Genomic DNA, 26,672 nt, shown 5'->3' with positions numbered 1-26,672 from the left:
AGAATATTTCCATGCGTCACTCTCAAGGTTTTTTTCTGGATTTCGTTCATTTTGCGGGGCCTTTCTGGCATTCCGAAAATAAAAAAACCATCCGTCGTTCAACGGCGATACTGATAGGACTTACCATTTTACAAATTGTCATGGCGGTTCTGGTTAATAAATGGAATGCAGCATTATTTGATGCGATAGAGCAGCATTCGATGTCCGGCTTAACCAAGCAGATCATGTTACTTTTGGTGATTCTAGTTGCCAATATTGTGATTACGGTGGCGCATTTATCCGTTAAACGAGGATTAATGATTGACTGGCGTACCTGGTTGACCGAAAAAGTCACGGACCGTTGGATGAATGATGGTCGGCATTATCTGGTATCACATATACCGGGTGAGCATGATAATCCAGATGGGCGGATTGCCGAGGATTGTCGTATTGCCACGGAATCAGCGATTTCATTGGGACATTCGATATTTTATTCGTTTTTATCACTGGTTAGTTTCACGCAGATTCTTTGGTCTTTGTCGGGTGTAGTTACCGTTGATTTTATTTTCACGTTTAATCTGCACGGTCATTTAGTATGGATTGCTATCATCTATGCGGGGTTAGCCTCCTGGTTAGGCTGGTTAGTGGGTATCCCTTTAACTAAAGCCACCAATGCCAATCAAACCGCGGAAGCCAATTTTCGTTCTGGTTTAATCGATGCTCGGGAAAACAGCCAGGCCATTGCCCTAATTGAAGCGGAAGGTTTCGAAAGGAATCGTTTTAGAGGATTATTTGAGCAAATCCGAGAAGTATGGTCACAACAAACTGGCGCGTGGCAATACATTTTAGCGTTCAGCACGGGTTATGGTTTGTTGTCCATGGCATTTCCCGTACTTATAGCATCACCCCGGTATATTTCAGGTGCGATTACCCTGGGTGCATTGATGCAGTCCGCGCAAGCCTTTCAGGAAATGGCATCGGCTTTATCGTGGCCCGTGAATAATTTAGCATCTATTGCCTTGTGGCGGGCTTCGGTTGAACGGGTCTTGAATTTAATCAAGGCTCTGGATGCGGTGGACGAAGAAATCGCCAAACCAGGAAATCAATGGATAGTGGTTGAAAAAACCGATAATCCAGTATTGGCGTTTCGAGATTTAACCATTTCAAAATTAAATGGTCCCGTGCTTGCCAGTGGCATTAATATGGAAATTCGGCAGGGCGATCATGTTTTAATCACAGGCAATACTTTCACGGGGGAAAAATTATTTCGGGCCATTGCGCAACTGCGTCCCTGGGGAACGGGAAAAATTGAATTACCAAAAGATGATCGTTTGTTTTTCATGCCGCCACGTCCTCATCTACCAGCAAATTTTACGTTGCGTGAAGCGGTTTGTTATCCAAAAACAGGATCTTGTTTTACCGACAAGGAATTAAAACAAACGCTAGAAATTGTTGGATTAGATCATTTGATTGAACAACTGGATAACGTGGATATCTGGACGCGCAGTTTGTCGCGTGAAGAACAACAACGCCTGGGCATGGTGCGATTGTTATTAAACAAACCGCATTGGATATTACTACAAGAGGCTTTTGATTCCCTGGACGCCGACAGTGAGGAAAAAATGTTACGTCTGATTTTTCAATATTTACCCAATGCTACCTTGTTAAGCATCACTAACTTAAAAAACGCACCGATGTTCCACGAAAAATTTTTAGAACTCTAGGGAGAATGACATGTCGCATCCAAAAAAACTACGCGGCGTAAACTTAGGTGGTTGGTTGGTTCTGGAAAAATGGATTACCCCGAGTTTATTCGAAGGGCTCGCGGCGAGAGACGAAACCAGTTTTTGCGTGGAATTGGGCATGGAAGTCGCGACAAACCGCCTGCATCGGCATTGGGATACCTTTATCACCAAGGATGATTTTCGGTGGCTGGCCAGTGTCGGCATTAATGCCGTGCGTTTACCCATTGGACACTGGCTGTTTGGAAAAAATTATCCTTATCACCGTGTTTATGGTGTCAGCCGATATCATTTTGTGGAAGGCGGTCTGGCGATCGTTGATAAAGTAATGCAATGGGCGGAGGAATTTGAACTAGCCGTGGTGCTGGATTTACATGCCGCCCCTGGATGTCAAAACGGCTTTGATAATGGCGGCATCATGGATGTTTGCGAATGGCATACCCAGCCTGAATACATCGACCACTCTTTAAATATCATGGAATGGTTAGCCGAGCGTTATCTAAAGGCGCCAGCCCTGCATGGTATAGAAGTATTAAACGAACCTCGTTGGGACGTAGATACGGAAATTTTAAAAGAATATTACCTCGCCGCCTACCATCGCATTCGTAAATACTGTTCGCCGGAAAAAGTGGCCGTGGTGTTTCATGATGGTTTCCGCTCGCATCAACATTATTCAGGCTTCATGGAGCCGCCTGAATTTGAGAATGTCATTTTTGACATTCATCGTTATCAATGTTTTACCCGCGATGACATAGACCTGGATATTTATGGTCACATACAAAAAAGCGCGGTTGAATGGAAAATTGAAGCCGACAGCCTCATAAACGAATTAATGCTGCCCGTGTATTGTTGTGAATGGAGTTTAGGCATGAATTTAAAAGTCGTATCGCTCTGGGCGGAAGGTCCTTTTAATCATGCCTTGGAAAACATGGATGAATATCAAATGTCATTGGCCTATCGTGGTTTTGCCGCCGCGCAAATACTGACTTTTGAAAAATACCTGGGGTGGTTTTTTTGGAATTACAAAACCGAAACCACGGCTGCATGGTGTTTTAAAGAATGCGTAGAACGTGGTTGGATTCCAAAGGGTGTTGGCGCATAAAGAATACAACGGTGTCCGCTTGATCCGCCCAGGGTATCATCGACATGACTCGCCACAGCCCTCTGGGCAGCCTGACAGTCCGCCGACGGAGAATTTTACGTTTTTTCGCCCCGGCGAAAGGGGCGAATGAGCGGCCTGCTGGAGGCGCCATTTTTTTCACCGTTCGGCCAAAAAAGACTTGACAACCAGCGTGGAATAGGATCGCGTTTTATGTTGTAAAACAGCAACATACGGGAACCTGCCATGTTCAATCGTCTTAAGACCCTGATGCACCGCCTCACCGATAATACCGTCCTGGCCGATCTGCTTGATCCCGTCTCACGGGCCCTGGCGCGGGTGCGCCAGGCGGCCGTGGGCCGCACCCTGACGATGCCGGATTTCATCGCCTTGGGGGTGCTCCGGCAACTGCAGGGGATGCCGACCCGGCGCGAGCAGGTGCAGACCTTGCTGCATCTGGACCCGGAGACCGCCGCCAGGGGGCCTTTGGCGCGCTCCACCGGGTCCGATGCGCTGGCGTCGCCGACCCGGGAGGCGGTGTTGCGGGAGATGGTGCCCGTCTTGGTCAAGACGGCACAGCCGGTGCTCCCGGATCGCCTGGCGGGCATTCCGGGTCTGGGGGAGCGGCCGGTGCGGGCTATCGATGGCACCTACCAGGCGGAAAGCGCCCATTACCGGCGGTGCATGCCCCGCCAGGGCGGCGAGGATAATCCCAAGGGCCATGCCTTGCTGACCTTTTATAACCTGCGCCTGGGGGTGCCCGAAGCCGTGCGGGTCGACACCCGCAGCCGCCACGAAACGCGGATCTGGCGCGACTATGATCAGGACGCCCAGGCCCTGACGCGTGAGCGCCGCGGCGTGTGGCTGGTGGATCGGGCCTTTATCGATGCCCCCTGCTGGGATGCCAAGCAACGGGCCTTGCAGATCACCCTGATCACGCGCATGAAAAGCAACCTGAGCGTGGATGCGACCGAGGGCCTACCCATCGCCGATGACCCGGTTAATGCCGGGGTGACCCGGGATCTGCGCATCACCCTGACGAGTTCACGGGCGACCTGGCGCCTCATCACTTACCGTGCGCGCCGCGGTGGGGAGTTGCAATTCCTCACTAACGACTTCAGCCTGCTACCGGGCGTGGTGGCCTTCCTCTACTCCCGCCGCTGGGAGGAAGAAAAGTGCTTCGATACCTGGAAAAATGACTTCGCCCAGGCCAAGGCCTGGGGTAAGGGCCGGGTGGCTATCGCCAATCAGGCGCAGCTGGCTATCATCACCAGCCTGCTGGTGGCCATCCGCCTCCACACCCGCCTGGGCGCTGCGGGGGCCCAGGATGAGAAGGCCTGGGCCAAACAGGAAAAGCGGCAGAAGGCTAAGCTGGAAGACCCGGATGGTACCGATCGCCCGGACTGGACGGTCCCCCTGTTCCGCGATACCGCCCAGGTGAGCCGACAGGTCCTGCGGTTCTTCAAACTCTGTTTCCTCAAAACCGCCTCGCCAGGGCGCTATGAACGCGAGCTAGGGCCTATGCTGAAGGCCTACCTATGACTTTAACCGGACACCGTTGTAAAGAATACTAAGGGAGTTTTTCAGGATTTCAGGTTTTCAGTTCCCTTGCCTGGGTGAAAACCTGCTTACCTGACCAAGACCAGGGTGAGGAGGATGAGGATGGCGGTGGGGCCGGTGGTAAGGCGGGCAAGGGATCTCTATCTACGGACCGCCCGCGTCCGACGCTAGACGGCTGGGCGACCGCCACTTTCACCGGGGCTCTGGGCGCTGATGGCCGGGGCCGAGGATAAAGGTCCCGGCAGCGATGAGGGCGGCAATGGCTTCCCGGCAAGGTTGGGCATTACCGTCTTGATAGCCGCCATCCGGAACCTGCCGGGCGACGATCAAGCTGAGACCCCGGGCCGCCGCCAAGGCAAAGCCGGGATTATTAGCGGATTTGCCCCGGAAGAGAGTCCGCAGGGTCTTACCGGTGATGGTGTGATAACTCTGGGTCTGGATGGCGGTGATGATGGCATCGAGGGCGACACATTCCTTGGGGCGTTGGTGCATAAATCCGCCGATGTCTGCTAGTGTACCGCCCCTGTTCATCCGTTCACCTACGAGTTCGTCCTACGATGTCGTCTACTGAACCTGTGAGTCAAGCACCGACCGGTCAGAAAGCCCGCTACCGGGTCACCAACTGGCCGGACTACGATCGAGCCCTGGTGGCACGCGGGGACATCACGTTCTGGTTTGATCCGGAGGCTCTCCAGCAGTCGTGGTTGGCGGCCCCGACCGGGAAGCGAGGGGCGCCGGTGTTGTATTCGGATTGGTCGATCCAGACGCTGTTGGTGCTCAAGCAGGTCTTTCATCTGCCCTATCGCACCGTGGAAGGATTTGGGCGCTCGCTGATGGGGCTGATGGGTTTGGATCTGCCGGTACCGGATCACACGCACCTGTCGCGTCGCGTGCGCGCGCTAACGGTGCCGATTGAGCGTTGCGAACGCTCGGGTCCGGTCCATGTCGTGGCCGATTCGACGGGGCTGAACGTGTTTGGCGAGGGAGAATGGCAGGTGCGCCAACACGGGGCCGGTAAACGGCGTACCTGGCTGAAGGTGCATCTGGCGGTTGATGCCGACATCCGGGATGTCATCGGTGTGGAGGTGACGACCACTGCCTGGACGGATGGGGAAATGTTTGGCGGTCTGATCGAGCAAGTGGCGGGGACGATCGAACAGATCGATGCCGATGGCGCCTACGACACACGCGAAGCCTATGGCATCGCCGCGCAGCGCGAAGCGCGTTTGGTCGTTCCGCCGCGCGACAACGCCATTGCTTGGGAGCCGACACATCCCCGTACGCACGCCCTGGCCGATATTGCGCAGAAGGGGGAGGCGCAATGGAAACGCGACACGGGGTATCACCGGCGCAGTCTGGCGGAAAATGCCATGTATCGCCTCAAACAACTCTTCGGCGACCACCTCGCCTCACGTCAGTTCGATGCCCAGGTCAATGAGGTGCATGCGCGGATTGCCGCCATGAATCGGATGACCTACCTGGGGATGCCGGAGTCGGTTCGGGTAGAGATCACTGCGTCCTGAAAAAATGGGGATAGGGGGATCTCCGCCTGGCTAGTTTTTATGCAGCAACGCCTGCCAATGCTTAGGACGCATATTACATAACAGGCTGATAAAAAAGGATTCAGCTAGCCGCTGTCCTACCAATTGGGGCACTACCAGCCCTCACCGTGCCGTAGCTTCCCAGGCAAATGATTCAAGATCGAATGCCTTCTTCACTTCTTTGTAGGTGAAAAGAACCAATTTTGGCTTGATAAGTGCTTGAGTTACGACTATCAGTCGCCACTGCGGTGTTGGCATGTAGCGATACTCTCCGCGCGTCATGTAAAAGTGCATGGCCTGACCGCTCGTGCCTTTTACCTCAACGTGGAGTTCATCACCAGTCTTTCGATGACGTGCCAGCAGATCGTACCCGCAATTGTGTTTTTGGCGATCAGTCACCTTGTTTTCTTTGGACAGGTATCGCTTCGCAGCATCGATCGCTGCAAGTTCCACCTTCTTTCTGTGCTCTGGGTCAGGAAAAGCAATCATTGGCGGGGCACAATCTGTATCCGAAGGTGGATTGCTGACCAATTCCTCGGCCAATGTAGCAAGCTCTTGCCGCCAATATTCGTTTTTGCCGTTGCCGCGAACGTAGAGAACTGGTGATCTCTTGAAGTGGTTCCCCGATATTGTCTGTGTCCGACTTCCTACCGGAATTAGGTGCGCCATACCCGCGCTGATGCAATAGCCAAATTTTGCGCCGTTAACATCTGTTTCAAAGTCTGCCTCAGTGTCGTACTCTGGTCTGTCTTTGTATTCAGAATGAAGCGTCGCATCTTCGTACCAACCTACGACCGTAAGTGGACCATTGCCGTTTCGTGCCGATACGAAAAGTAATAGCCAACCATCTGGATTCTTTGGCTGAGGCGCGCGCTTTTTCGGGCCAATTGGTGGAAGATAGCCATAGAAGCGTCCGTCCGCAGCTTTTTGGAAATTGAAGCGTTCATGCGCCTCATCAAACTCAGTGATGTGCGCATATCGCCCTAGAACCTGCTCTCCTTGATACTCGTCAGACCAGCCGGTTTTCACAAGTGCAATTCGTGTGTGCATGTTGGTTCTCAGTAAGTGGCGTCGGGCGCGGAGATTTCGATTTGTGAGGGCTAATATACAATGGACGGCGCAGCTGTCCTTCTCCAAGGTATCTACATGTAGATACCCGAGTATAGTGCTCAGGTTAAGGGGGTTCAGGTACTGCCACTCGGGATTCCACACCCAAGGCTACCACATCGGGGTAGCGAAGCTCCCATAGCTTTTGCCTCGGTCTCCCAGCCCCCTTACAGCTCCTGCACCCGCCCCGTGTCCCCGGCTCCTTTTAGTGTCGCTAGCCGCTCCTCGTAGAGCCGACTGCTATAGCCTACAGATTCTTAATAGGATTCCAGAACACCATCTGCTCCTTGTAGAAGCTATTGATACCCAACAACTGCTCACCCTCACAGCAATCCCCGCTCGGCAAAAGAAATCCCCTGCCCATCGCCGACGATAATGTGATCCAGGACGCGGATATCCATCAGGGCCAGGGCATCCTTGAGGCGCTGGGTAATGCGCAGGTCGGCCTGGCTGGGTTCGGTGACGCCGGAAGGGTGGTTGTGGGCGAAGATGACGGCGGCGGCGCCGAGTTCGAGGGCGCGGCGCACCACCTCGCGGGGGTGGACGCTGGCGCCATCGATGGTGCCATTGAAGAGTTCCTCGTATCTCAGGACCTGGTGGCGGTTATCGAGGAAGAGGCAGGCGAAGACTTCGTGGGGATAGTGGTAGAGCTTGCTTTTGATGAAGGCGCGGGTGGCCTCCGGGCTGGTCAGGGGGTCGCCCCGGTTCATCTCGGCGGCCAGGTAACGGCGGCTCATCTCCAGCACCGCCTGGAGCTGGACATACTTGGCCGGGCCGAGGCCCTTGTTTTTACAGAGGCGTTTCTGATCGGCGGAGAAGAGGCCACGCAAGCCGTCGAGATCCGCCAGCAGGTCGCGGGCCAGGTCAATGGCGCTCTTGCCGGGTATGCCGGTGCGGAGGAAGATCGCCAAGAGTTCCGCGTCGGTCAAGGCCCCGGCGCCACGCGCCAGCAGCTTTTCACGCGGGCGCTCGTCCTTCGGTAATTCCAGAATTTTCATGCGGCTCTTCCCCTGATGGCTTTTGCGGGAATCTACGCGTACCGGTAGGCGGCCGCAAGCAATGCTGGAGATGGGCCTGGGGCCGACTTAGGGTCTGGTGGCGGGAATGCAGTACAATTTCGCTTTCTCCTCTCTCGTTCAGGTCCCTCCCAGGTCGCGTGAATCCACTGGCTTTCAGGCATGTGCTGCTCGGGGTAAGCGGCGGCATCGCGGCTTACAAGGCGGCGGAGTTGACGCGTCGCCTGCGCGCCGAGGGTGCCGAGGTGCGGGTGGTCATGACCCGGGCCGCCCAGGCCTTTGTTGGACCTCTGACTTTTCAGGCCCTTTCCGGTAATGCCGTCCGCCTGGATCTCCTGGATCCGACCGCCGAGGCGGGCATGGATCATATCGAACTGGCGCGCTGGGCCGATCTGGTTCTGGTGGCTCCGGCCACCGCCGATCTCATGGCGCGCCTGGCGGCGGGCCTGGCGGATGATCTGCTCACCACCCTGGCCCTGGCCACCCAGGCACCACTGGTTCTGGCCCCGGCCATGAATCAGCAGATGTGGCGGCACCCGGCGACCCAGGCCAATGCCCGACTCCTGGCCGAACGCGGCGTCCGGATCCTCGGACCTGCCGCGGGGGCTCAGGCCTGCGGCGAGGTGGGGCCGGGCCGCATGCTGGAGCCGGGGGAATTGGTCGCGGCGCTGATGGGACCCCAGCAGGCCAGCCCCCTCGCGGGTTGCCGCGTCCTGGTGACCGCCGGGCCGACGCGGGAGGCCCTGGACCCGGTGCGCTATGTCGGCAACCGCAGCTCCGGGCGCATGGGCTATGCCCTGGCCCAGGCCCTGGCGGCGCGGGGTGCCCAGGTGGTGCTGGTCAGCGGCCCCACCGCTCTGGCGGCCCCGGTCGGTCTGGAGCGGGTCCAGGTCGAATCGGCCCTGGAGATGCAGGCGGCGGTGATGGCGCGTATAGCGGATCAGGACATCTTCGTCGCGGCGGCGGCGGTGGCCGACTACCGGGTGGCGGACCCGGCTCCGCAAAAAATCAAAAAGGGCCAGCAGGAATTGACCCTGCGCCTGGTGCGCAATCCGGATATTCTCTCCGAGGTTGCGGCTCGTCCGGACCCCCCCTTTACGGTCGGCTTCGCGGCCGAGACCGAGCGGGTGGAGGAACAGGCCCGGGCCAAGCTCCAGGCCAAGGGTCTGGACATGATCGCCGCCAATCAGGTTGGCGGGGCCACGGGCGGCTTCGAGCGCGAGGATAATGCCCTCACCGTCATCCGGCGGGACGGGCGCCTGGACCACTTACCCTTGATGCCCAAGGCCCACCTGGCCGAGGCGCTGACGGATCTGATCGCGGAGGCTTATGCGGCACACGTTGCAACTCAAGGTGCTTGACCCCCGGCTGGGCTGGGACTTTCCACTACCGGAATACGCGACCCCGGGTTCCGCGGGTCTGGACCTGCGGGCCATGCTGGAACAACCCCTGGACCTGGCGCCGGGGGCAACCGAGTTGCTGCCCACCGGCCTGGCGATCCATATCGGCGAGCGGGGGGTCGCGGCCATGATTCTGCCGCGTTCCGGGCTGGGTCATAAGCATGGCATTGTCCTTGGCAATCTGGTGGGGCTCATCGACTCGGACTATCAGGGCGAGCTGCTGGTGTCCTGCTGGAACCGGGGCCAGGAGGCCTTTCATATCGCCGTGGGCGAGCGTATCGCGCAACTGGTGCTGGTGCCCGTGCTACAGGCGGACTTTGAGCTGGTGGATTCCTTCACCACCTCCGAGCGCGGCACCGGCGGTTTTGGACACACGGGCAGCGACTGATACAGGTTGGAGAGCGGGTCATGGGTCAGGGTCGGGTGCTGAAGAATAATGGCGCGGCCGGTGAGCCAGGCGCGAAGGGCGCCTCGGGTTTCCATCAATTCTGGCTCTCCTATCTTTTCGCCCTGGCCCCCCTGATCCTGGTGGCTTACCTGATCGGCCTCTATGTCTGGGTCGAACGGGAGAATGGTTTCGCCGCCATGCAGGCCCGCAACTACATCTATTGTCGCCTGGCGGAGGCCCAACCCCTGATGGACGCCATCCGGCCCCTGCTCATCGGCCTGGCGGCGGTACGCCTGCGGGCCCAGGCGGAGCAGCACTCTGCCGCGAGCCCTCCCGCCGCGTCGTCGTCGGCGGGGTGCGCGCCGGTGGATCCGGATCCGGATCTGGAACTGGGTGCCATCCTGCCGGTGTTAGCCGAGGGGCCCGCGCCGCCGATCCCTTGAGCCCACTCCCCGTTGCGGCGCCGGGTGGCGCCACAGCGCTGTCCTCATCTTTATCGACCCTTTTCCAGGAATCCCCATGACTATCGTCCTTGAGCGCGCCCGCAATATCGCCCATGTCCTGGTCGAGGCCTTGCCCTATATCCAGCGTTTCCAGGGCAAGACCATCGTCATCAAGTATGGTGGCAACGCCATGGTCGAGCAGACCCTCAAGGAAGGCTTCGCGCGGGACGTGGTCCTCATGAAGCTGGTGGGCATCAATCCGGTCATCGTCCACGGTGGCGGACCCCAGATCGGCGATCTGCTCAAGCGATTGGGTATCACCAGCGAATTTATTCAGGGCATGCGGGTGACCGATACGGAGACCATGGACGTGGTCGAGATGGTCCTCGGGGGCCAGGTGAACAAGGAAATCGTTAATCTTATCAATCGTCACGGCGGGCGGGCGGTGGGTCTGACCGGTAAGGATGGCGATCTGATCCGGGCCCGTAAAATGTTCCTGCGGCGCGATGCCCCCGAGCTCAAGGAGCCGGAGATCATCGATATCGGCCATGTTGGCGAGGTGGAGAGCATCGACGTCCGGGTGGTGGATATGCTCGTCAAGGGCGACTTCATCCCGGTCATAGCCCCTATTGGCGTGGGCAAGGATGGCCGCTCCTATAACATCAACGCCGACCTGGTGGCCGGCAAGGTGGCGGAGTTTCTCAAGGCCGAGAAGTTGATGCTGCTGACCAACACGCCGGGCCTGCTGGATTCCGCTGGCCAACTGGTTGTGGACCTGGAGGTGAGCCGCCTCGACGAGATGGTGCGCACCGGCGTCATCCATGGAGGCATGTTGCCCAAGATCCAGTGCGCCGTGGACGCGGTGCAGGCGGGGGTGCGCACGGCCCATATCCTCGACGGCCGGGTCGAACACGCCCTGCTGCTGGATCTCTTCACCAATGAAGGTGTTGGCACCCTTATTCGGCGCCGCTGACCGGCGGATGCCTATTTAATCAAGGCCTCCCCGAAACCCTGGATCGCGTGCAGCAGATCCGGCCGCAGGCAATGCGGGGTACCCAGGGCGGCGGCCTCGCAGCGCAATTCCAGGAAGAGGGTGGCGGCGGGCCCCTTGTCGTCGGGTACCCGGGTCAGCACCAGATCGGCCTCGCGTCCTGGGGCGGCGGGGTGCTGATGGTGATGGGTTCGGACGGGCGGTCAAGGCGTAGGGCCGCGATGAAGAGGTCTTCCGAATCCCCGACCTGGATCTCCAGTTTCCGGCGGCCGGCCAGATAATCGAGGGCCTGGTTCCACAAGGGGTCGCAGGCGGCCTTGGTGCGACAGGGGACGGTGCTGTAGCGATCGACGTGGCGTTTTTTGGTACTCAGGGCCGAGGAGCGGCCGGAGACGCTGAATTGGCGATAGCGGCCGAGATCCCGGTCGAGACGGGCCTGGATGGCGGCCTTCTGTGCCTCGCGAGCGGTGATGCTGGCCAGGGCGCGCTGGATCGACCGCTCGGTCTTGCGGGAGCTGATGGTGAATTCCTCGGGCACGGGCTTGCCGGTGCGCTCGATATTGCCGGCAGAGGTGCGCAGGCCCGCGAGCCAGGCCTCCTGGCGGCGGATGTTGTTATAGGTGACCTGGATCATGGTCTCAATGGCGGCGATCTGATTGGCGTTGGCGCCAATCAATTCATTTTCCGAGGGAAAGGTATGGAGCAGGCCGCGATCCGCCGTCCTTTGCTGGTCGAGGATGCGTTCCTGCCCGGCGCGCAGGCGCGCCAGCTTCTCATCGGCCCTGATCTGTTCCGGAGTCCGGGCCGGGGGTACGGTGTGGATGGGGATGCCATCCTTGCGCAGTTCCGTGTGGCCCTGGCGCACCGAGGCGGGAGGAATTACGTCCGCGTAGTGGACATATCCCTCCTCGTCGATCCAGCGATAGAGGGCCGCCTGGACGGGCGGAACCAGGCAACCCACCAGTAAAAGGATGAGGATGAGGATCAGGGCGCGCGGGACGCGGGCGGGGATCACGTCGGCCAGCTTCTGGCTCCTCAGACGCCGTAGCGGGACCGGTAGTCGCGCACCGCCGCCAGGGTGGCGGGGGTAATGGATGCCCCCGCTGGCGATTCCTCCAAAAAGGCCACCAGGTCCGCCAGGGTGGCGATGCTGACGACGGGAATGCCAAAGTGCTCGCGCACCTCCTGGACGGCGGAGCTCTGGTGCTGGCCGCGTTCCTGGCGGTCCAGGGCGATGAGGACACCGGCGGGCCGGGCGCCCTGGGCCTGGATGATGTCGATGGACTCGCGCACCGAGGTCCCGGCGGTGATGACGTCGTCGATGATGAGCACCTGGCCCCGCAGGGGGTGACCGACGATGATGCCGCCCTCGCCGTGGTCCTTGGACTCCTTGCGATTGAAGGCATAGGGCAGGTCGCGGCCATACTGGGCCGCCAGGGCGATGGCGGTGGCGGCCGCCAGGGGTATGCCTTTATAGGCCGGGCCATAGAGGAGATCGCAAGCAAGCCCCGAGGCCTGCAGGGCGGCGGCGTAGAAGCCCCCGAGCTGAGCCAGAGCCGAGCCGGTGTTGAAGAGGCCGGCGTTGAAAAAGTAAGGGCTCTGGCGTCCGGATTTGAGGGTAAAGTCACCAAATTTGAGTACCCCCAGGTCGAGGGCGAAGCGAAGGAAATCGCGCTGGTAATCCTGCATCTCTCTTCTTCCGGACGTTGGGGCTGGCGGGGCTATGATACACATTTGCCCGGGTCGGTTGCGATGGGGCGCGGCAGAGGAGGAGCAGTTTAATGCTGAGCGGTCTGGAACAAATCCTGGCGGCCTTTCTGGTGGGCCTGCTGGGGGGCGTGCATTGCGTCGGCATGTGCGGCGGTATTGTCGGCACCCTGACCCTGGGGCTGCCCGTCGGGGTGCGCTCCAGTGCCCCGCGCCTTTTTCCCTATCAATTAACCTACAATCTTGGCCGCATCGCTGGCTATGGGGTAGCCGGGGCCTTGATGGGCGGGATTGGCCAGGCGGCCATCGCCGTCCTGCCGCTGCAGCGCGCCCTCTATCTGCTGGCGGCGATCTTTATGATCCTGCTGGGGCTCTTCCTGGCGGGTTGGTGGCCAGGCTTGGCGCGGCTCGAAGGGCTGGGGTCGGGGCTGTGGCGGCGGGTCGAGCCCCTGGGGCGCCGGCTCCTGCCGATTCGCTCCCTGGGCCAGGCCCTGGGAGTCGGCTTCGTCTGGGCCTGGATCCCCTGCGGACTGGTTTATAGCGTTCTGATCTGGGCCCTGTCCGCTGGGAGCGCCGCCCAAGGCGGCCTGTTAATGCTGGCCTTTGGCCTCGGCACAATGCCCACCCTGCTGAGCCTGGGCATGCTCGCCGGGGCGGCGGCACGCTTCTCGGAACAGGTGTGGTTGCGGCGCCTGGCCGGCGGCCTGGTGTTGGGATTCGGGCTTCATGCCCTCTGGCAGTTGTTCCTGATTTGAAGCTCCAGCCGGCAGGGAAGGAAGGGCCTCATCCCCCGGCGGTCATTCCGTAAAGAAGTCCTGATCCATGCGGATACGCACGGCCTTGTCGTTGCCTTGGGGCTTGACCTCGATGGCGAAGTCGATGGTCTGGCCGTTTTGGACGGGAAACTCGCCAATGTAGTAGATGGCGCTGCCCTCGCGGATCTCGCGCATCACCAGGGGGGATTTCTGGCCAGTAAGCAGCAGGATTTCGGCCTGCAGTTGCGCCGGGACCGGGGTGCCGGTGGTATCCGGGACCTCCTTGATCACACTGACATTGAGCAGGCCGCGGAATTTGCTGCGCTGCAGACCATAGGCCTTGGCGATCTCCGGCGTCAGGGTGTCCGCGGAGAAGGCGTTGTGGTGAATGGTGAAACCATCCGCGGTGGTGCTGTTTTCGGCGCTGGCCCAGGAGGGCAAGGCCAGGGCGGCGGCACATAACAGGCCAAGAATGGAAGTACGTTTCATGGTGATTCCTCTGCAACAAAGTTCTTGCGACCCGACTAGCCCCTCTATTTGGTAGCAGGGCGGCGGGTTTGAAAGGGTAATGGCCCCTATTCCCGTCGGTGCGGCGGCATAAAGTCGGGAAGCCGCCCGGGTGCCTGGATACGCACTCGCTTGAGCCGGGCCTGTTCGCCACTGACCAGCGTCACCCGGGACGGGGGAACGGCGAACAGCTTGGCCAGGAAGCGACGCAGATGGGCGTTGGCCTTACCTTCCACGGGCGGTGCCGTGAGGCGGATCTTGAGGTGATCGCCGGCGACTTCACCGATGGCATCGGCGCTGGCCCGGGGCTGGACCCGCAGGCTCAGCAGCAGATCCTCGCCCTCCCAGCGATGCCAGGAGGGGGTGTCCGCCGGTGCCGTCACCCCCCCTGTCACCTAGAAGGGGCTGCCGGTGAGCAGCTTCAGGGGCGGTATCAGTAACATCTGCAGCAGGACCAGGCCAATGGTGACGGCGATGGGCGAGAGGTCCAGGCCGCCGATGGTCGGCAGGCGCTGCTGCACCGGCGCCATGATGGGGTCCGTCAGCCTGTCGATGAGGATGGCTATGGGATTAGCGGAACCCGGATTGACCCAACTCAGGACGACACGAATGATGATGGCGTAGATGAAGACGTCGATCGTCAGTTCCACCAGGGCCGGGATGGACCAGATGACGGCGCCGATCGAGGCCAGCCCCAGGCCCGCCAGGATACCCACCAGAAAGAGCACGGCGGTCTGGACCAGCCAGGCCAGGACCAGGGAGGAAATATCCATCCCCCGGAAGCCGGGGATGAAGCGGCGCAGGGGCATGAGTACCGGGCTGGTCACCTTGACCACGAACTGGGAAATCGGGTTGTAGAAGTCCGCCTTGGTCAGTTGCAGCAGAAAGCGGAGCATGGCCACGAAGGCATAGAGCCCACCCAGGGTCTGGATGAGAAATATCAGGGGGTTGGTGAGATAGTTGCCAGTCATGGATGTGTTGCCAGCAGAGTGGAGAGTTCCTGGGAGCGGGCTTGGGCGGCGCGCACGGCCCGGGCAACCAGGTTAGAAAAATCACCTTCCATCAGCACCTTGAGGGCGCATTCGGTGGTGCCGCCGGGCGAGGTCACGCGTTCGCGCAACTCCCTGGGATCGAGACTGCTTTCCATGGCCATCCGGGCGGCGCCCAGGGCGGTCTGGATGGTCAGGAGCCGGGCGCTCTCGGCGTCCAGGCCCAACTCCACGGCCACCTTCTCCAGTTCCTCCATGAGCAGGAAAAAATAGGCCGGGCCGCTGCCGGAGACGGCGGTGACCGCATCCAGCAGGTCCTCTTCATCCACCCAGCGGGTGAGGCCCCCGGCCCGCATGATGGTCTCGGCACGGTTGCGTTGCCCTGGGCTGACCTCGGGGCTGGCGTGCAGGACGATGGCGCCGGCCTGAATCATGGCCGGGGTATTGGGCATGGTGCGCACCAGGGGGCGTGGCCCCCCCAGCCAGGCCTGGATGCTGGCCTCGCGGATGCCCGCCATCACCGAGATATAGAGGGGGACCTTGGTGGTGACGGCCAGACCCAGGTCGGAGCAGACGGCATGGGCCATCTGGGGCTTGACGCACAGCAGCACCACGTCCGCCGCGCCCTGCGCCGTCGCGTTGTCCTGGGTAACCCGCACCCCATAGTGGCGCGTAAGCTGCTCCCGTTTGTCCGCGTCGGGCTCGCTGACGATGAGATTGGCCGGGTCGTAGCCATCGCTGACCAATCCGGCGATCAGGCTGCCCGCCATGTTGCCGCCCCCGATGAAGGCGATTGTCTCTCGTGTCATGTCACTTCAATTCCTGAGTTGGGACCTGGACGAGGATTCTAGACCAAGTTTCGCCTTGGGTTAGGTTCTTGCCCCAAAAATGGCCGTGCCGATGCGCACCAGGGTCGCCCCCTCCGCGATTGCGGCCTCCAGGTCATCGGACATCCCCATGGAAAGCTCCGGGAGGGGGCAGTCCGGGCTGGCCAGACGATCCCGCAACTGGCGCAGTGCGAGAAAGGGCTGACGCTGCGCGGCTTCGCCCACCGCCGGGGCAGGCATGCCCATCAGGCCGACCACTTCCAGACCCGGCAGTTTACGGCAGGCGGCGAGCAAGGCGGCGGCTTCCTCCGGAGGGACACCATTCTTGGTCGCCTCGCCGCTCAGGTTGATCTGCAGGCAGGTCTTGAGCGGCGGCAGCCCGGGCGGGCGCTGGCGGGATAGCCGTTCGGCGTGGTGGGCATCGTCCAGGCCATGAACCCAACGGAAATGCTCGGCGATCTGGCGGGTCTTGTTGGCCTGGATCTCGCCAATGAAATGCCACTCCAGGGGCAGATCCGCCAGGTCCGCCATCTTGGCGAGGGCCTCCTGGAGGTAGTTTTCACCGAAGGCCCGCTGACCGGCGGCCTGGGCCGCGCGGATCGCCCCGGCGTTTTGCCGCTTGCTGACCGCCAGGAGGACGACGCTGCCGGGTTCGCGACCAAAACGGCTCTCGGCGGCTTTGATCTGGTGTTGCACCGCGGCCAGGCGGGCGGCGAGGGAAGGGTCGGCGGCAAGGGGCATGCTCGGCTCCGGGGAGGAGGGTGGCTCAGCCCTCGGTCTTGAGGTAGCGCACCAGCTTGGCCAGGGCCTGGCCGCGATGGCTGAGGCGGTTCTTGGTGACGGGGTCCAGTTCGGCGGAACTGCAACCCTCGGTGGGGACAAAAAAGATGGGGTCGTAACCGAAGCCGTTCTCGCCGCAAGGCGCCTCCAGGATGAGGCCCTCCCAGGTGCCCTGACAGATCACCGGGGTCGGGTCCTCGGCGTGGCGCAGATAGACCATGAGGCACTGGAAGCGGGCGGTGCGCTCCTCCGTCGGCACCCCCTTCATGGCTTCGAGCAACTGGTTGAGGTTGTCCAGGTCCGAGGCCCCGCGTCCCGCGAAACGGGCGGAATAGATGCCCGGAGCTCCCTTCAGGGCATCGACCTCGATACCGGAGTCGTCGGCGATGGCCGCCAGCCCGCTATGGGCGGCGGCGTTGCGCGCCTTGAGAATGGCATTCTCGACGAAGCTCAGACCCGTCTCCTCCGCCTCGGCCACCCCCAGTTCTTCCTGGGGGATGACATGGATGTCCTCGGCGGCGAGCAGGGCGTTGATCTCGCGCACCTTGCCCGCGTTGTTGCTGGCCAGGACGATGGACTCCCCATGGTGGGTCTTGAGCATTGCGGGCTTCTCCGGCTGAATTTGAATCTAGGTCAAACCTCGCCGCGATTGTAATCCGGTTGCGCCGTGATTTTATGGATACTGAGATCGGCGCCCAGGTACTCGTCCTCCTCACTCAGCCGCAGGCCCATCATCGCCTTGATGCCGCCATAGATGAGGAAACCGCCGCCGAAGGCGATCACCACCCCAGCCAGGCTGCCCGCCAGTTGGCTGCCGAAAGTCACGCCGCCGCCCCCGCCCAGGGCCTGGAGCCCGAAGATACCGGCAGCGATGCCACCCCAGAGCCCACAGAGCCCGTGCAGGGGCCAGACGCCCAGCACGTCGTCGATGCGCCAGCGATTCTGGGTCAGGGTAAAGGCATAGACAAAGAGCCCGCCGGCCACGGCCCCGGTCACCAAGGCCCCAATGGGGTGCATCAGGTCCGAGCCGGCGCACACCGCCACCAGACCGGCCAGTGGACCGTTGTGCAGGAAGCCCGGGTCATTCCTGCCGGCGACCAGGGCCGCCAGGATGCCGCCGACCATGGCCATCAGGGAGTTCACGGCAACCAGTCCGCTGACCGCCTCCACCGTCTGGGCGGACATGACGTTGAAGCCGAACCAGCCCACGGTGAGGGTCCAGGCACCGATCGACAGGAAGGGGATGGAGGAGGGCGGGTGGCCGGTCATACCGCCATCGGAGCGATAACGCCCTTGCCGGGGTCCCAGCAGCAAAACGGCGGCGAGACCGATCCAGCCGCCCACGGCATGCACCACGATGGAGCCGGCGAAGTCATGAAATGGTGCACCGAAGAGTTGCTCGATCAGCGACTGCATCCCCAGGTTGCCATTCCAGACCAGGCCCTCGAAGAAGGGATAGAGGAGCCCGACGATCAGCAGGGAGGCGAGCAACTGGGGGTTAAAGCGGGCACGCTCGGCGATACCGCCCGAGACGATGGCCGGGATCGCGGCGGCAAAGGTTAGGAGAAAGAAGAACTTGACCAGGGCGTAGCCATGCTGGTCCTGAAGCGTCGCCGCGTCCGAGAAGAAATTGACCCCGTAGGCGATCCAGTAGCCGACGAAGAAATAGGCGATGGTCGAGACGGCAAAGTCGCTCATGATCTTCGCCAGGGCATTGACCTGATTCTTGGCCCGGACCGTCCCTAACTCCAGAAAGGCAAAGCCCGCGTGCATGGCGAGCACCATGACGGCGCCGATCAGGATGAAAAGGACGTCCCCGCCGGTCTTCACTGTCTCCATGGAAAGCTACCTCGGTGCAAAGTGGTGTCGTGCAAAATGAGTGCGAGGTTATTGCAGGAATCGTGCCGGCGAGGATGGGTCCGGGCGGGAGCCCGGCGGTCAGGCCAGGTGGGCGTCGCGCTGGGCGTCGAGGATGTCCCGGATACCGCCCTCGGCCAGGTCCAGCAGGGCATTCATCTCGGCCCGGGAAAAGGTCGCCCCCTCCGCCGTGCCCTGGACCTCGATGAAGCGGCCTTCACCATCCATGACCACGTTCATATCGGTGTGGGCGGTGCAATCCTCGGCATAATCCAGGTCGAGGACGGGCAGGCCTTGATAGATGCCGACGGAGACGGCGCCAATCTGGGCGGTCAGGGGATTGCGCGCGAGCTTGCCGGCGTCCATGAGCTTTTGCACCGCATCGCGCAGGGCCACCCAGGCGCCGCTGATGGCGGCGGTGCGGGTACCGCCGTCGGCCTGCAGCACGTCGCAGTCGAGGGTCAGGGTGAGCTCGCCCAGGGCCTTGAGGTCCACCGCCGCGCGCAGGGAGCGCCCAATCAGACGCTGGATCTCCAGGGTGCGTCCCCCCTGCTTGCCCCGGGCCGCCTCGCGTTGCATACGCTCGTTGGTGGAGCGCGGCAGCATGCCGTACTCCGCGGTGATCCAGCCGCTGCCCTTGCCCTTGAGAAAGGGCGGCACCCGCTCCTCGAGACTGGCGGTGCACAGCACCCGGGTGTCGCCGAACTCGGCCAGGACCGAGCCCTCGGCATGACGGGTAAAACCCCGGGTAAAGCGCAGGACGCGCATCTGATCGGGGCGGCGCAGGGAAGGACGCATGGCGGTTGCTCGGTAACGGGTCAGAAGGGAAAGGCCCGCATCTTCGATGGTGGGGCGGTGCAGGTCAAATGCCTGGCTCGGGGGTATCATGGGGCCTAAGCCTTTATCCATCGTCTGACAGCCACGCCGGGGAGCCGCACGCCGCCATGTCCAAGAGTATGACCGCCTTTGCCCGCGAGACCCACGCCGGGGAGCAGGGAGAGCTGACCTGGGAGCTGCGCTCCGTGAATCACCGCTTCCTTGAAACCTTCGTGCGTCTGCCCGAGGACCTGCGCACCCTGGAGACGGGGGTGCGCGAGCGGATTTCCGCCCGCCTGGACCGGGGCAAGGTGGATTGCAGTCTGCGCTTCGCCCCCTCGGCCGCGGCCATCGGCGAACTGCGCATCAACCATCGCTATCTGGAGTTGTTGCTGGCGGCGGGCGCGGAAGTCGCGGAGCGGCTCGGCCGGCCCCCGGCGGCCGAGGCCTTTGATCTGCTGCGCTGGCCCGGAGTCCTGGCGGAACAGCGGCCGGATCTCGGGCCGGTGCAGGCCCAGGCCCTGACCTTGCTCGACCAGACTCTGGAGGTCCTGGTGGCTACCCGCGCCCGCGAAGGCGAGCGCTTGGCCACTCTGGTCCGCGACCGCTGTGAGCGCCTGCTGGATTGCGTCGTCAGCGTCCGGGAGCGCATGCCCCAGGTCATGGAAGAGGTCCGCCGCCGCATCCTCGACCGCCTTGAGGAGGTCCGCGCCGAACTCGACCCCAATCGCCTGGAACAGGAACTCGCCCTCCTCGCCCAGCGTCTCGACGTGGACGAGGAGATGGACCGGCTCAAGGCCCATGTCCAGGAAGTGCGCGCCGTGGTCGCCACCGACAAACCCGTCGGCCGCCGCCTCGACTTCCTGATGCAGGAGCTCAACCGCGAGGCTAATACCCTGGGCTCCAAATCCTCCGATCTGGTCGTCACCCGGTTAGCCGTGGACATGAAGGTCCTGATCGAGCAGATGCGCGAGCAGATCCAAAATCTGGAGTGAATATTAGTCTGGTGCAAGCCTTCCCTATCCTTGGTCGCCAACATTCCCCCTAAAGGGACCCAAACCGCGGCAGGTGAACTAAACCCCAAAACTTTCCCAGCCGCCCGACCTCCGGGCGGTCGCGACCATCGCGACATTCTCGCCACCCTGGCCTTGGTCACCCAAGCCCTCGCGGACGTCCGCTGCGCCTCGCAGCTTACCGGCCCCAGTTCACTCTTCATGCTCACCATTGCGGAATCTGGCGAGCGCAAGTCTGCAACCGATGACCGCTTCCTGGGGCCAATCAGACAGTGGGAGCAGGAGCAGCGCGAGACCTAAATCCCCTTAGCCAAAGAGTACCGGGCCGCCCAGGAAGGCTGGGAAGCCGAGAAAGGCCCGGTCCGGGCAGGCCGCTGGCCGCCACCCAGGGCCTCAGCCTTTTGGGGCGCTCGGGTCGCTGAACAGGTCGAACAGGGCCCTTGGGTCCAGGGGCTTGACCAGGTGGCCGTCGAAACCGGCCTCCCGGGTGCGGCGCTGGTCGTCCTCCTGGCCCCAGCCGGTCAGGGCGACGATGGTCATGTCGCGGCCCCAGGGGTGTTCCCGGATGCGCCGGCAGGTGGCATAGCCGTCCAGCTTGGGCATGCCGATGTCCAGCAGCACCAGGTCCGGCCGGTAGCGCCCCGCCACCTCGATCGCCTCCAGGCCATCGCGGGCGATCTCCACCTGGTAGCCCGTGGCGCGCAGCAGCAGGGCCAGGGACTCGACCACGTCCCGGTGGTCGTCCACCACCAGGACACGCCGCGCGGCCGCCGGCTGTACCGCCGCGGCCGGGGTGGGGGCGGGCTGTGCCGCCGAACCCCCGTGCAGGGTGGGCAGCCGCACCACGAGTTGGGTCCCCTTGCCGGGGCCCTCGCTGCGGGCCTCGATGCTGCCGCCGTGCATCTCCACCAGGCCGCGGGCCAGGGACAGGCCGATGCCGAGCCCGCCCTGGGCCCGTTCGCCGGTCGGGCCCAGTTGGGCGAACATCTCGAACAGGCGCACCAGGTCTTCCGGCGGCACGCCAATGCCCGTGTCGGCCACGGTCACCACCACCTCCGGGCCGTCCATTTCGGCGCTCACCCGAATCTGCCCGCCCGGGTTGGTGTATTTGCAGGCGTTGTGGATCAGGTTCAGGAACACCTGGGCCAGGCGCATCGGGTCCGCGTCCAGGTACACCGGCGCGGGCGGCAGGGCCACGCTGAGGTCATGCCCGGCGCACTCCACATGGGGGCGCGACGCCTCCAGGGCCTGCTCCAGGACCTCCGCCAGGGCCACCCGCTCGCGGCGCAACTGCAAGCGCCCGCGGGTGATGCGGCTCACATCCAGCAGGTCGTCCACCAGCCGCACCAGGTGGCGCAACTGCCGGTCGATCATGCCCTGGACCGCCTCCAAGGTCGGATCGTCCGGGACCTTGAGCTTGAGGATCTCCACCGCGCTGCGGATCGGCGCCAGCGGGTTGCGCAACTCGTGGGCCAGGGTGGCGAGGAACTCGTCCTTGCGCCTGTCGGCCTCGCGCAGGGCCTCCTCGGAGTGCTTGAGCCCGGTGATGTCGTGGGCCACCATGACCGCGCCCATCTGTTCCCCGTCCACCTCCAGGGCGGAATTGGCGCACATCACCGTGACCGGCGTGCCGTCCTTGCGGAAGAACACCGCCTCATGGTCGCGCACCGTCTCCCCCAGGCCGTAGATGCGGCAATTGGGGCAGTCCGCGAAGGGGTAAGGACGGCCGTCCGGGTGGTGGTGGTGGATGCAGTCGTGCAGCACCCGGCCCATCAGCTCGTCCCTGGCGAAGCCGAACAGCCGCTCGACCTCGACGTTGGCGAAGGTGGTGCGCCCCTCCCCGTCGGTGACGAAGATGGCCCCGGCCGCGCAGGTGGTGATGGCATGGGTGAGGTTCAGTTGCAGGCGCAGCCGTTCCTCGGCCGCCTTGAGCTCGGTGATGTCCTGGGTGGTGCCGAAGCCGCCCAGCAGATTGCCGTCGGGGTCGCACTCCAGGGCGGCACGCTCCCGCACCCAGGTCACCCGCCCATCGACGAGCAGGCGGTGCTCGACGTCATAGGGCTCCCCACTCAGGCCGGCCTGCCACTTGCGGTCTACATAGGCGCGGTCGTCCGGGTGGATGGTGGCGAGGAAGGTCTCGTAGGTCAGGGGCGTACCCTGGGGGATGCCGAAGATGCGATGGTTCTCCGCCGACCAGGTCAGCTCGTTGCGGCGCACGTCCAGGCGCCAACTGCCGATGCGCCCTACGGCCTGGGCGCGGTTGAGGTCCGCCTGGCTGTCGCGCAGGGCCTCCTCGGCCAGTTTGCGGTCGGTGATGTCCTCACCGGACATAATGATGCCGCCGATGGCCCCGGCCTCGTCCGTCCAGGGTTGCACCGCCCAGCGCAGCCAGTGGCGACTGCCGTCGGCCTGGGTCCAGAGGTCATCGTCGTTCTTGAGGAAGGCCCCCCCCATGGCCTCGCGGTGGACGCGCTTCCACGCCTCGGGCAGGTCGGGGTTGATGTCGTAGTGGTTCACGCCCACCAGATCGGTCCGGCCGCGGCCGTAGTCGGCGACCCAGCGGCGGCTGGCGGCGATGTAGTCCATGCGCCGATCGAACATGGCGATAGACACCGGGGCCTGCTCGATCAGGGCGCGCAGTTGCTCCTGGCTCTTGCGCAGGGCCTCCAGGGTCTGGCGCCGTTCGGTGATGTCGAGGCTGAGCCCGCTGATGCGTACCGCTCGCCCGGTCTCATCGCGGAGGGCCCGACCGCGCACCGCCAGCCATCGGGTGCCGCGCTGCGGGTGCTCGATGCGGTATTCCAGATTGAGGTCCCCCCCGGCAGCACCGGCCTGCCACCAGGCGGCACTCACCCAACCGATATCCTCGGGGTGGACCGCCTGCAGCCATTGGGCCAGGTCCTCGGTGCCCGGCGTCACGCCCCAGATGGCATAACATTCCGCCGCGCAGGAGGCCCGCCCGGTGGCCAGGTCCCAGTCCCAGTACCCGGCCTGGGCCGCCTCCAGGGCCAGCTCCAGGCGCTCCCGGCCGTCGCGCAGCTCGGCCTCGGCGGCCAGACGCGCCGTGATGTCGCGCAGGATGACGGTGAAGACCGTATCGCCGGCGACCTCGATCTGGGAGATGGACGCCTCGCAGGGGAATTCCTCTCCGTCGGCGCGCAGCCCCCACAGGGTCCCCAGGGTCCCCAGGGCACCCATGCGCCGCGGGGTGGTGGCGGACTGGGCGAAGTGCCGCACATGGCCCGCGTGGACCTCGCGGAAACGCTCGGGGATCAGCGCCGCCAGGGGCTGGCCCAGGGCCTGCGGGGCGCCGAGCCGGAATATCCCCTCGGCGGCGGCGTTGAACACGCGGATACGTTGCTCCGCGTCCACCGCGATGATGGCGTCCATGGCCGAGCCGACGATCCCGGCCAGGCGTTGCTCGCTGGCGTACAGGGCGTGCTCGGCCTGCCTGTGCGCGGTGACGTCCTGGGACAGGCCCAGCAGCCGCGCGGGGCGGCCCTGGTCGTCGCGCTCCACCCGGCCGCGCTCGAACAGCCAGACCACCTTGCCGTCCGGGTCTATGACCCGGAACTCGCTCTCGTAGCGCCCGTCCTCGCGCTCGATGGCCTCCTGCACATCGGCCACGAAGCGCCAGCGGTCCTGGGGGTGGACCACCTCGCACACCGCCTCGAAGGTGCTCGGGGCCTGCTCCGGCGTCGCCTCCAGGGCCGGGGTGGTGGAGACGTGGCGGCGCACCTCGTTGCGCTGGATGTCCCACTCGAAGGAAATCGCATAGGCGGCGTCCAGGGCCAGGCGCAGCCGCTGCTCGCTGTCGCGCAGCGCCTCCTCCACCCGTTTGCGCTCGGTGATGTCCAGCGCCTGGGCAAGAATGGACGACAGCCGGCCCTGGCCGTCGTAGATGGCGGAGTTGTACCACTCGCAGTGCAGGATGCTGCCGTCTTTGCGGTAGTTGCGATTGACATGCCGGTTGCGCGGGCGTTGGCCAGAAAGCATGTCCGCCATCAACTGGCGGGTGCCCTCTACGTCTTCGTCGTGGACCCAGCGCAGTTCGGCAACGGCCAGACCCAGCACCTCGGCGGCGGTCCAGCCGAACAGGCGCACGGCGGCCTCCGACCAGCGGGTGATGCGGAACTCGCGGTCGAACTCGACCACCGCCAGCGGCGAGTTGTCCAGGTGGGCCGCCAGGCGCTGGTTGGCCTCGGCCAGGGCCTGAGCGGGCCCCGGGCACTTGGGCTCGGAGATGTCCTCCGCCGCGTACCGATCATTCATGTCAACCCGCACCCCCCAAGTTCTGCCGGGCGCCCTTTGCCGCCCCGGCGGCGCCGTATGGCCATGGGTCCGGAACACCCCAAAGCACCTCGGCCCAAATTTGAAGGGGCATTATGCAACAGCCTCACAAAGCTTGCCCATCAAGAGCTTACGGGACAGGGTCGGACCCCGACCCTAGCCCCGACGGCGGCGCTTCCAGGGGCCTGCCCCGCAGAACTGCGGAGTCGGATACGAACAACTCCTGAGAGGCTGTGAAAAAACCTCTCGGCCGAGGAGGTCGGCAGTGGAGCCCAGGTATCATGGCCCCACTGAAATACGATGGTGATCCTAGCGATGGCGGACGAACCTCAAGGCACCCTGTTTGGCGACGCTCCTGACTTTGAAGGGGCGACCCTACCGGCCAAGGTCCCGGCACTCGGCGTGGCACGGGTGTTGATGCCCAATCGCACCCAAGTTGAGCTACGCCCGAGCGATCTGGAGTCGCTGTTGCCCGAAGGGCACCGGGCACGGCGGGTGTGGGACTACGTCGAGCGGGCGGACTTGAGCCGGATCTATGCCGGCATCCGCGCGGTGGCAGGGCGCAGCGGGCGCACGGCGATGGCCCCGGAGATCCTGTTTACCTTGTGGCTGTACTCCCGCCCCAGCCCAAGGTCAGGCGTTCTTGACGCAATTCCAGCCAACATTGGCCGGATGGAGCCCTGCTCCGGTTGCTCTCCCACCACCCTCTCCGGGATCGCCTCCCGGGGGATGGTCGGCAAAAAGATATCTCCTCTTACAGGCTCCGTACCAATCCGCCGGGCTTGTCCAACCACAAGGACAACGCGTGGTTCGCTTCGCTCACACGCGTTGTCCTTATGCGCTAGGGCATTTCTTCCCCGTTTTGCCACAACTCATACTCGCTAATATCAATTTCCGCGTTCCACGAGACCGCGTAACCGCCTGGCTCGACAGTTACGTTCTTGAAAAACGCTTCGATTCTTAGTGGTGCGAATGATTCCCTGGTGGTAAGCCGGTTGACATCGTATTTCTTACGCTTACCGTTCGTGAAAGTTACGATGAGAATGTGACCGTCTATTGGTGCGGCACTTTGAATTCTTGGAATGTTCATGGCTACTGGAGTGGTGGCAACTTCCTGAACTCTTGCGTCTCCCACATGCTCTTGAGTTCGAACTGGTACGCTGAGGCTCACTCAACTACGAGTTTCTTTGCCCTGACCGGAAGATCACCTTCGATCATTTCCAGCGTCTCAATGTTGAACAGGGCAATGTGTTCGCCGTAGACGGCATGAAAATGGGGCGGTGGATGATCCTAAAGAAAATCTTGATAATGATCCCGTAGAACCGAGCTATTTCGGGCATTGAAGTGATCTCATTTTGTTCCCTAGCGGCCACGTTCAGCGCCCCGCGCCACCCCACGAAACCTGAAAACACCAAGTCGCCTCGTGGCGCGGGTGCGCTGCAACAGATTGTTAGGCCTTGTACTCACTCCATTCCCCCTTGCTTTGGTTCTCCGCCCTCTCTGTCACAAGCCAACGGTCGAATTCTTCTCGTCCGCTATTGCTCCAGTGAAGACGAACGCTGCGAATATCTTTAGTGGAACGCAGAGTATTGCGGCCACACGATAGGCCTGGGTAATACTCTCTGAAGCCTCTGGCAAAGAAGACTTCTAATATCCAGTGATCTTGGTTGCTTCCTTGCCAATGCAGTATGAATCTCCGGTTAGCACTGCAAACTACTTTGGCACCGAAGATTTCGTGTGTATGTTCAGATAAACAACGATCTATATTGAGCAGCCCTTTTAAGGTGTCATTTTGAATTCGACCCGGAGGCAGCAAGCAACCTGGCGGTCGAGATGTGCGGTTTACCTTTGAACTCGGTGCGTGG

Annotated in this window: 27 protein-coding genes and 2 pseudogenes; 12 read left to right on the top strand and 17 right to left on the bottom strand. The window is 62.4% G+C overall.

The window, feature by feature from the left end; all coding sequences use genetic code 11:
- Positions 1 to 11 precede the first annotated feature (11 nt).
- The 3 genes from IPN92_01170 (at position 12) to IPN92_01160 (ending at position 4,362) form a co-directional block, all read left to right on the top strand.
- On the top strand, positions 12 to 1,703 hold the full coding sequence (locus IPN92_01170; GenBank protein ID MBK8636930.1) for an ABC transporter ATP-binding protein/permease: 1,692 nt from the start codon (positions 12 to 14) through the stop codon (positions 1,701 to 1,703).
- Positions 1,704 to 1,713: 10 nt separating this feature from the next.
- Positions 1,714 to 2,823: a glycoside hydrolase family 5 protein gene (locus tag IPN92_01165; protein MBK8636929.1), complete on the top strand. Its 1,110-nt coding sequence runs from the start codon at positions 1,714 to 1,716 to the stop codon at positions 2,821 to 2,823.
- 243 nt (positions 2,824 to 3,066) lie between these two features.
- Complete coding sequence (locus IPN92_01160; protein ID MBK8636928.1) at positions 3,067 to 4,362, top strand: transposase; 1,296 nt, start codon at positions 3,067 to 3,069, stop codon at positions 4,360 to 4,362.
- A gap of 210 nt (positions 4,363 to 4,572) precedes the next feature.
- Here the strand turns inward: IPN92_01160 and IPN92_01155 are convergent, their stop codons facing one another.
- Positions 4,573 to 4,872 (bottom strand): hypothetical protein, encoded by a 300-nt coding sequence (locus IPN92_01155; protein MBK8636927.1) that lies wholly within the window; start codon positions 4,870 to 4,872, stop codon positions 4,573 to 4,575.
- Positions 4,873 to 4,937: 65 nt separating this feature from the next.
- Here IPN92_01155 and IPN92_01150 point away from each other — a divergent pair, with 65 nt between their 5' ends.
- On the top strand, positions 4,938 to 5,903 hold the full coding sequence (locus IPN92_01150) for an IS5 family transposase (GenBank protein ID MBK8636926.1): 966 nt from the start codon (positions 4,938 to 4,940) through the stop codon (positions 5,901 to 5,903).
- Positions 5,904 to 6,044: 141 nt separating this feature from the next.
- On the opposite strand, the gene IPN92_01145 is transcribed toward IPN92_01150, so the two are convergent.
- Positions 6,045 to 6,971: a DUF3883 domain-containing protein gene (locus IPN92_01145; protein MBK8636925.1), complete on the bottom strand. Its 927-nt coding sequence runs from the start codon at positions 6,969 to 6,971 to the stop codon at positions 6,045 to 6,047.
- Positions 6,972 to 7,351: 380 nt separating this feature from the next.
- Positions 7,352 to 8,026 carry a DNA repair protein RadC gene (gene radC / locus IPN92_01140; GenBank protein MBK8636924.1) on the bottom strand — a complete coding sequence of 225 codons (675 nt, stop codon included), beginning with the start codon at positions 8,024 to 8,026 and terminating at the stop codon, positions 7,352 to 7,354.
- Between the two features lie 182 nt (positions 8,027 to 8,208).
- Between radC and coaBC the strand changes: the two genes are divergently transcribed.
- The 4 genes from coaBC to argB all read left to right on the top strand — a co-directional run bounded on the left by coaBC (position 8,209) and on the right by argB (position 11,248).
- Positions 8,209 to 9,405 (top strand): bifunctional phosphopantothenoylcysteine decarboxylase/phosphopantothenate--cysteine ligase CoaBC, encoded by a 1,197-nt coding sequence (gene coaBC, locus IPN92_01135; protein ID MBK8636923.1) that lies wholly within the window; start codon positions 8,209 to 8,211, stop codon positions 9,403 to 9,405.
- On the top strand, positions 9,374 to 9,832 hold the full coding sequence (dut, locus tag IPN92_01130) for a dUTP diphosphatase (GenBank protein MBK8636922.1): 459 nt from the start codon (positions 9,374 to 9,376) through the stop codon (positions 9,830 to 9,832). The genes coaBC and dut overlap by 32 nt, the downstream gene beginning before the upstream one ends.
- Positions 9,833 to 9,852: 20 nt before the next feature.
- Complete coding sequence (locus IPN92_01125; protein MBK8636921.1) at positions 9,853 to 10,275, top strand: hypothetical protein; 423 nt, start codon at positions 9,853 to 9,855, stop codon at positions 10,273 to 10,275.
- 76 nt (positions 10,276 to 10,351) lie between these two features.
- Positions 10,352 to 11,248 carry an acetylglutamate kinase gene (gene argB / locus IPN92_01120; GenBank protein MBK8636920.1) on the top strand — a complete coding sequence of 299 codons (897 nt, stop codon included), beginning with the start codon at positions 10,352 to 10,354 and terminating at the stop codon, positions 11,246 to 11,248.
- A gap of 11 nt (positions 11,249 to 11,259) precedes the next feature.
- Here the strand turns inward: argB and IPN92_01115 are convergent, their stop codons facing one another.
- Genes IPN92_01115 through pyrE form a run of 3 tightly spaced genes read right to left on the bottom strand, consistent with a single transcriptional unit; the run spans position 11,260 to position 12,955 of the window.
- Positions 11,260 to 11,409, bottom strand: a complete 150-nt coding sequence (locus tag IPN92_01115; GenBank protein MBK8636919.1) for a hypothetical protein — start codon at positions 11,407 to 11,409, stop codon at positions 11,260 to 11,262.
- Entirely contained in the window at positions 11,403 to 12,281 is an 879-nt protein-coding gene (locus IPN92_01110) for a DUF4124 domain-containing protein (protein MBK8636918.1), read from the bottom strand. Before IPN92_01110 ends, IPN92_01115 begins: the two co-directional genes overlap by 7 nt.
- A gap of 20 nt (positions 12,282 to 12,301) precedes the next feature.
- Entirely contained in the window at positions 12,302 to 12,955 is a 654-nt protein-coding gene (pyrE, locus tag IPN92_01105; GenBank protein MBK8636917.1) for an orotate phosphoribosyltransferase, read from the bottom strand.
- Between the two features lie 92 nt (positions 12,956 to 13,047).
- Here pyrE and IPN92_01100 point away from each other — a divergent pair, with 92 nt between their 5' ends.
- On the top strand, positions 13,048 to 13,728 hold the full coding sequence (locus tag IPN92_01100) for a sulfite exporter TauE/SafE family protein (protein MBK8636916.1): 681 nt from the start codon (positions 13,048 to 13,050) through the stop codon (positions 13,726 to 13,728).
- 42 nt (positions 13,729 to 13,770) lie between these two features.
- Here the strand turns inward: IPN92_01100 and IPN92_01095 are convergent, their stop codons facing one another.
- From IPN92_01095 to rph, 8 genes are all read right to left on the bottom strand, one after another.
- Positions 13,771 to 14,217, bottom strand: coding sequence for a DUF4426 domain-containing protein (locus tag IPN92_01095; GenBank protein ID MBK8636915.1), 447 nt, complete (start codon positions 14,215 to 14,217; stop codon positions 13,771 to 13,773).
- An 86-nt stretch (positions 14,218 to 14,303) separates the two neighbouring features.
- Positions 14,304 to 14,618 (bottom strand): YggU family protein, encoded by a 315-nt coding sequence (locus tag IPN92_01090; protein ID MBK8636914.1) that lies wholly within the window; start codon positions 14,616 to 14,618, stop codon positions 14,304 to 14,306.
- 12 nt (positions 14,619 to 14,630) lie between these two features.
- A complete protein-coding gene (locus IPN92_01085; protein MBK8636913.1) occupies positions 14,631 to 15,206 on the bottom strand; it encodes a YggT family protein in 576 nt (191 codons plus the stop codon).
- Complete coding sequence (locus IPN92_01080) at positions 15,203 to 16,033, bottom strand: pyrroline-5-carboxylate reductase (GenBank protein MBK8636912.1); 831 nt, start codon at positions 16,031 to 16,033, stop codon at positions 15,203 to 15,205. The genes IPN92_01085 and IPN92_01080 overlap by 4 nt, the downstream gene beginning before the upstream one ends.
- A 60-nt stretch (positions 16,034 to 16,093) precedes the next feature.
- Entirely contained in the window at positions 16,094 to 16,792 is a 699-nt protein-coding gene (locus IPN92_01075) for a YggS family pyridoxal phosphate-dependent enzyme (protein ID MBK8636911.1), read from the bottom strand.
- A gap of 25 nt (positions 16,793 to 16,817) precedes the next feature.
- Positions 16,818 to 17,432, bottom strand: a complete 615-nt coding sequence (rdgB, locus tag IPN92_01070; GenBank protein MBK8636910.1) for an RdgB/HAM1 family non-canonical purine NTP pyrophosphatase — start codon at positions 17,430 to 17,432, stop codon at positions 16,818 to 16,820.
- A 32-nt stretch (positions 17,433 to 17,464) separates the two neighbouring features.
- A complete protein-coding gene (locus tag IPN92_01065) occupies positions 17,465 to 18,670 on the bottom strand; it encodes an ammonium transporter (protein ID MBK8636909.1) in 1,206 nt (401 codons plus the stop codon).
- Between the two features lie 99 nt (positions 18,671 to 18,769).
- Positions 18,770 to 19,486, bottom strand: coding sequence for a ribonuclease PH (rph, locus tag IPN92_01060; GenBank protein MBK8636908.1), 717 nt, complete (start codon positions 19,484 to 19,486; stop codon positions 18,770 to 18,772).
- A 146-nt stretch (positions 19,487 to 19,632) separates the two neighbouring features.
- Here rph and IPN92_01055 point away from each other — a divergent pair, with 146 nt between their 5' ends.
- The gene (locus IPN92_01055) at positions 19,633 to 20,499 is read left to right on the top strand and encodes a YicC family protein (protein ID MBK8636907.1); all 867 of its coding nucleotides are present in this window, start codon (positions 19,633 to 19,635) and stop codon (positions 20,497 to 20,499) included.
- Between the two features lie 153 nt (positions 20,500 to 20,652).
- Positions 20,653 to 20,817, top strand: coding sequence for a DUF3987 domain-containing protein (locus IPN92_01050; GenBank protein MBK8636906.1), 165 nt, complete (start codon positions 20,653 to 20,655; stop codon positions 20,815 to 20,817).
- A gap of 93 nt (positions 20,818 to 20,910) precedes the next feature.
- On the opposite strand, the gene IPN92_01045 is transcribed toward IPN92_01050, so the two are convergent.
- Complete coding sequence (locus IPN92_01045; GenBank protein MBK8636905.1) at positions 20,911 to 24,789, bottom strand: PAS domain S-box protein; 3,879 nt, start codon at positions 24,787 to 24,789, stop codon at positions 20,911 to 20,913.
- A 423-nt stretch (positions 24,790 to 25,212) separates the two neighbouring features.
- Here IPN92_01045 and IPN92_01040 point away from each other — a divergent pair.
- A pseudogene (locus IPN92_01040) lies at positions 25,213 to 25,425 on the top strand (IS5/IS1182 family transposase).
- Positions 25,426 to 25,648: 223 nt separating this feature from the next.
- Here IPN92_01040 and IPN92_01035 read toward each other — a convergent pair.
- Positions 25,649 to 25,897, bottom strand: coding sequence for a DUF2442 domain-containing protein (locus IPN92_01035; protein ID MBK8636904.1), 249 nt, complete (start codon positions 25,895 to 25,897; stop codon positions 25,649 to 25,651).
- A gap of 2 nt (positions 25,898 to 25,899) precedes the next feature.
- A pseudogene (locus IPN92_01030) lies at positions 25,900 to 26,147 on the bottom strand (DUF4160 domain-containing protein).
- Positions 26,148 to 26,672: the final 525 nt, after the last annotated feature.

This window comes from Chromatiaceae bacterium (genome assembly GCA_016714645.1).
GTDB lineage: Bacteria > Pseudomonadota > Gammaproteobacteria > Chromatiales > Chromatiaceae > M0108.
The sequence above is the reverse complement of the archived record's forward strand: the minus strand, read 5'-3'. Positions and strand labels throughout refer to the sequence as shown.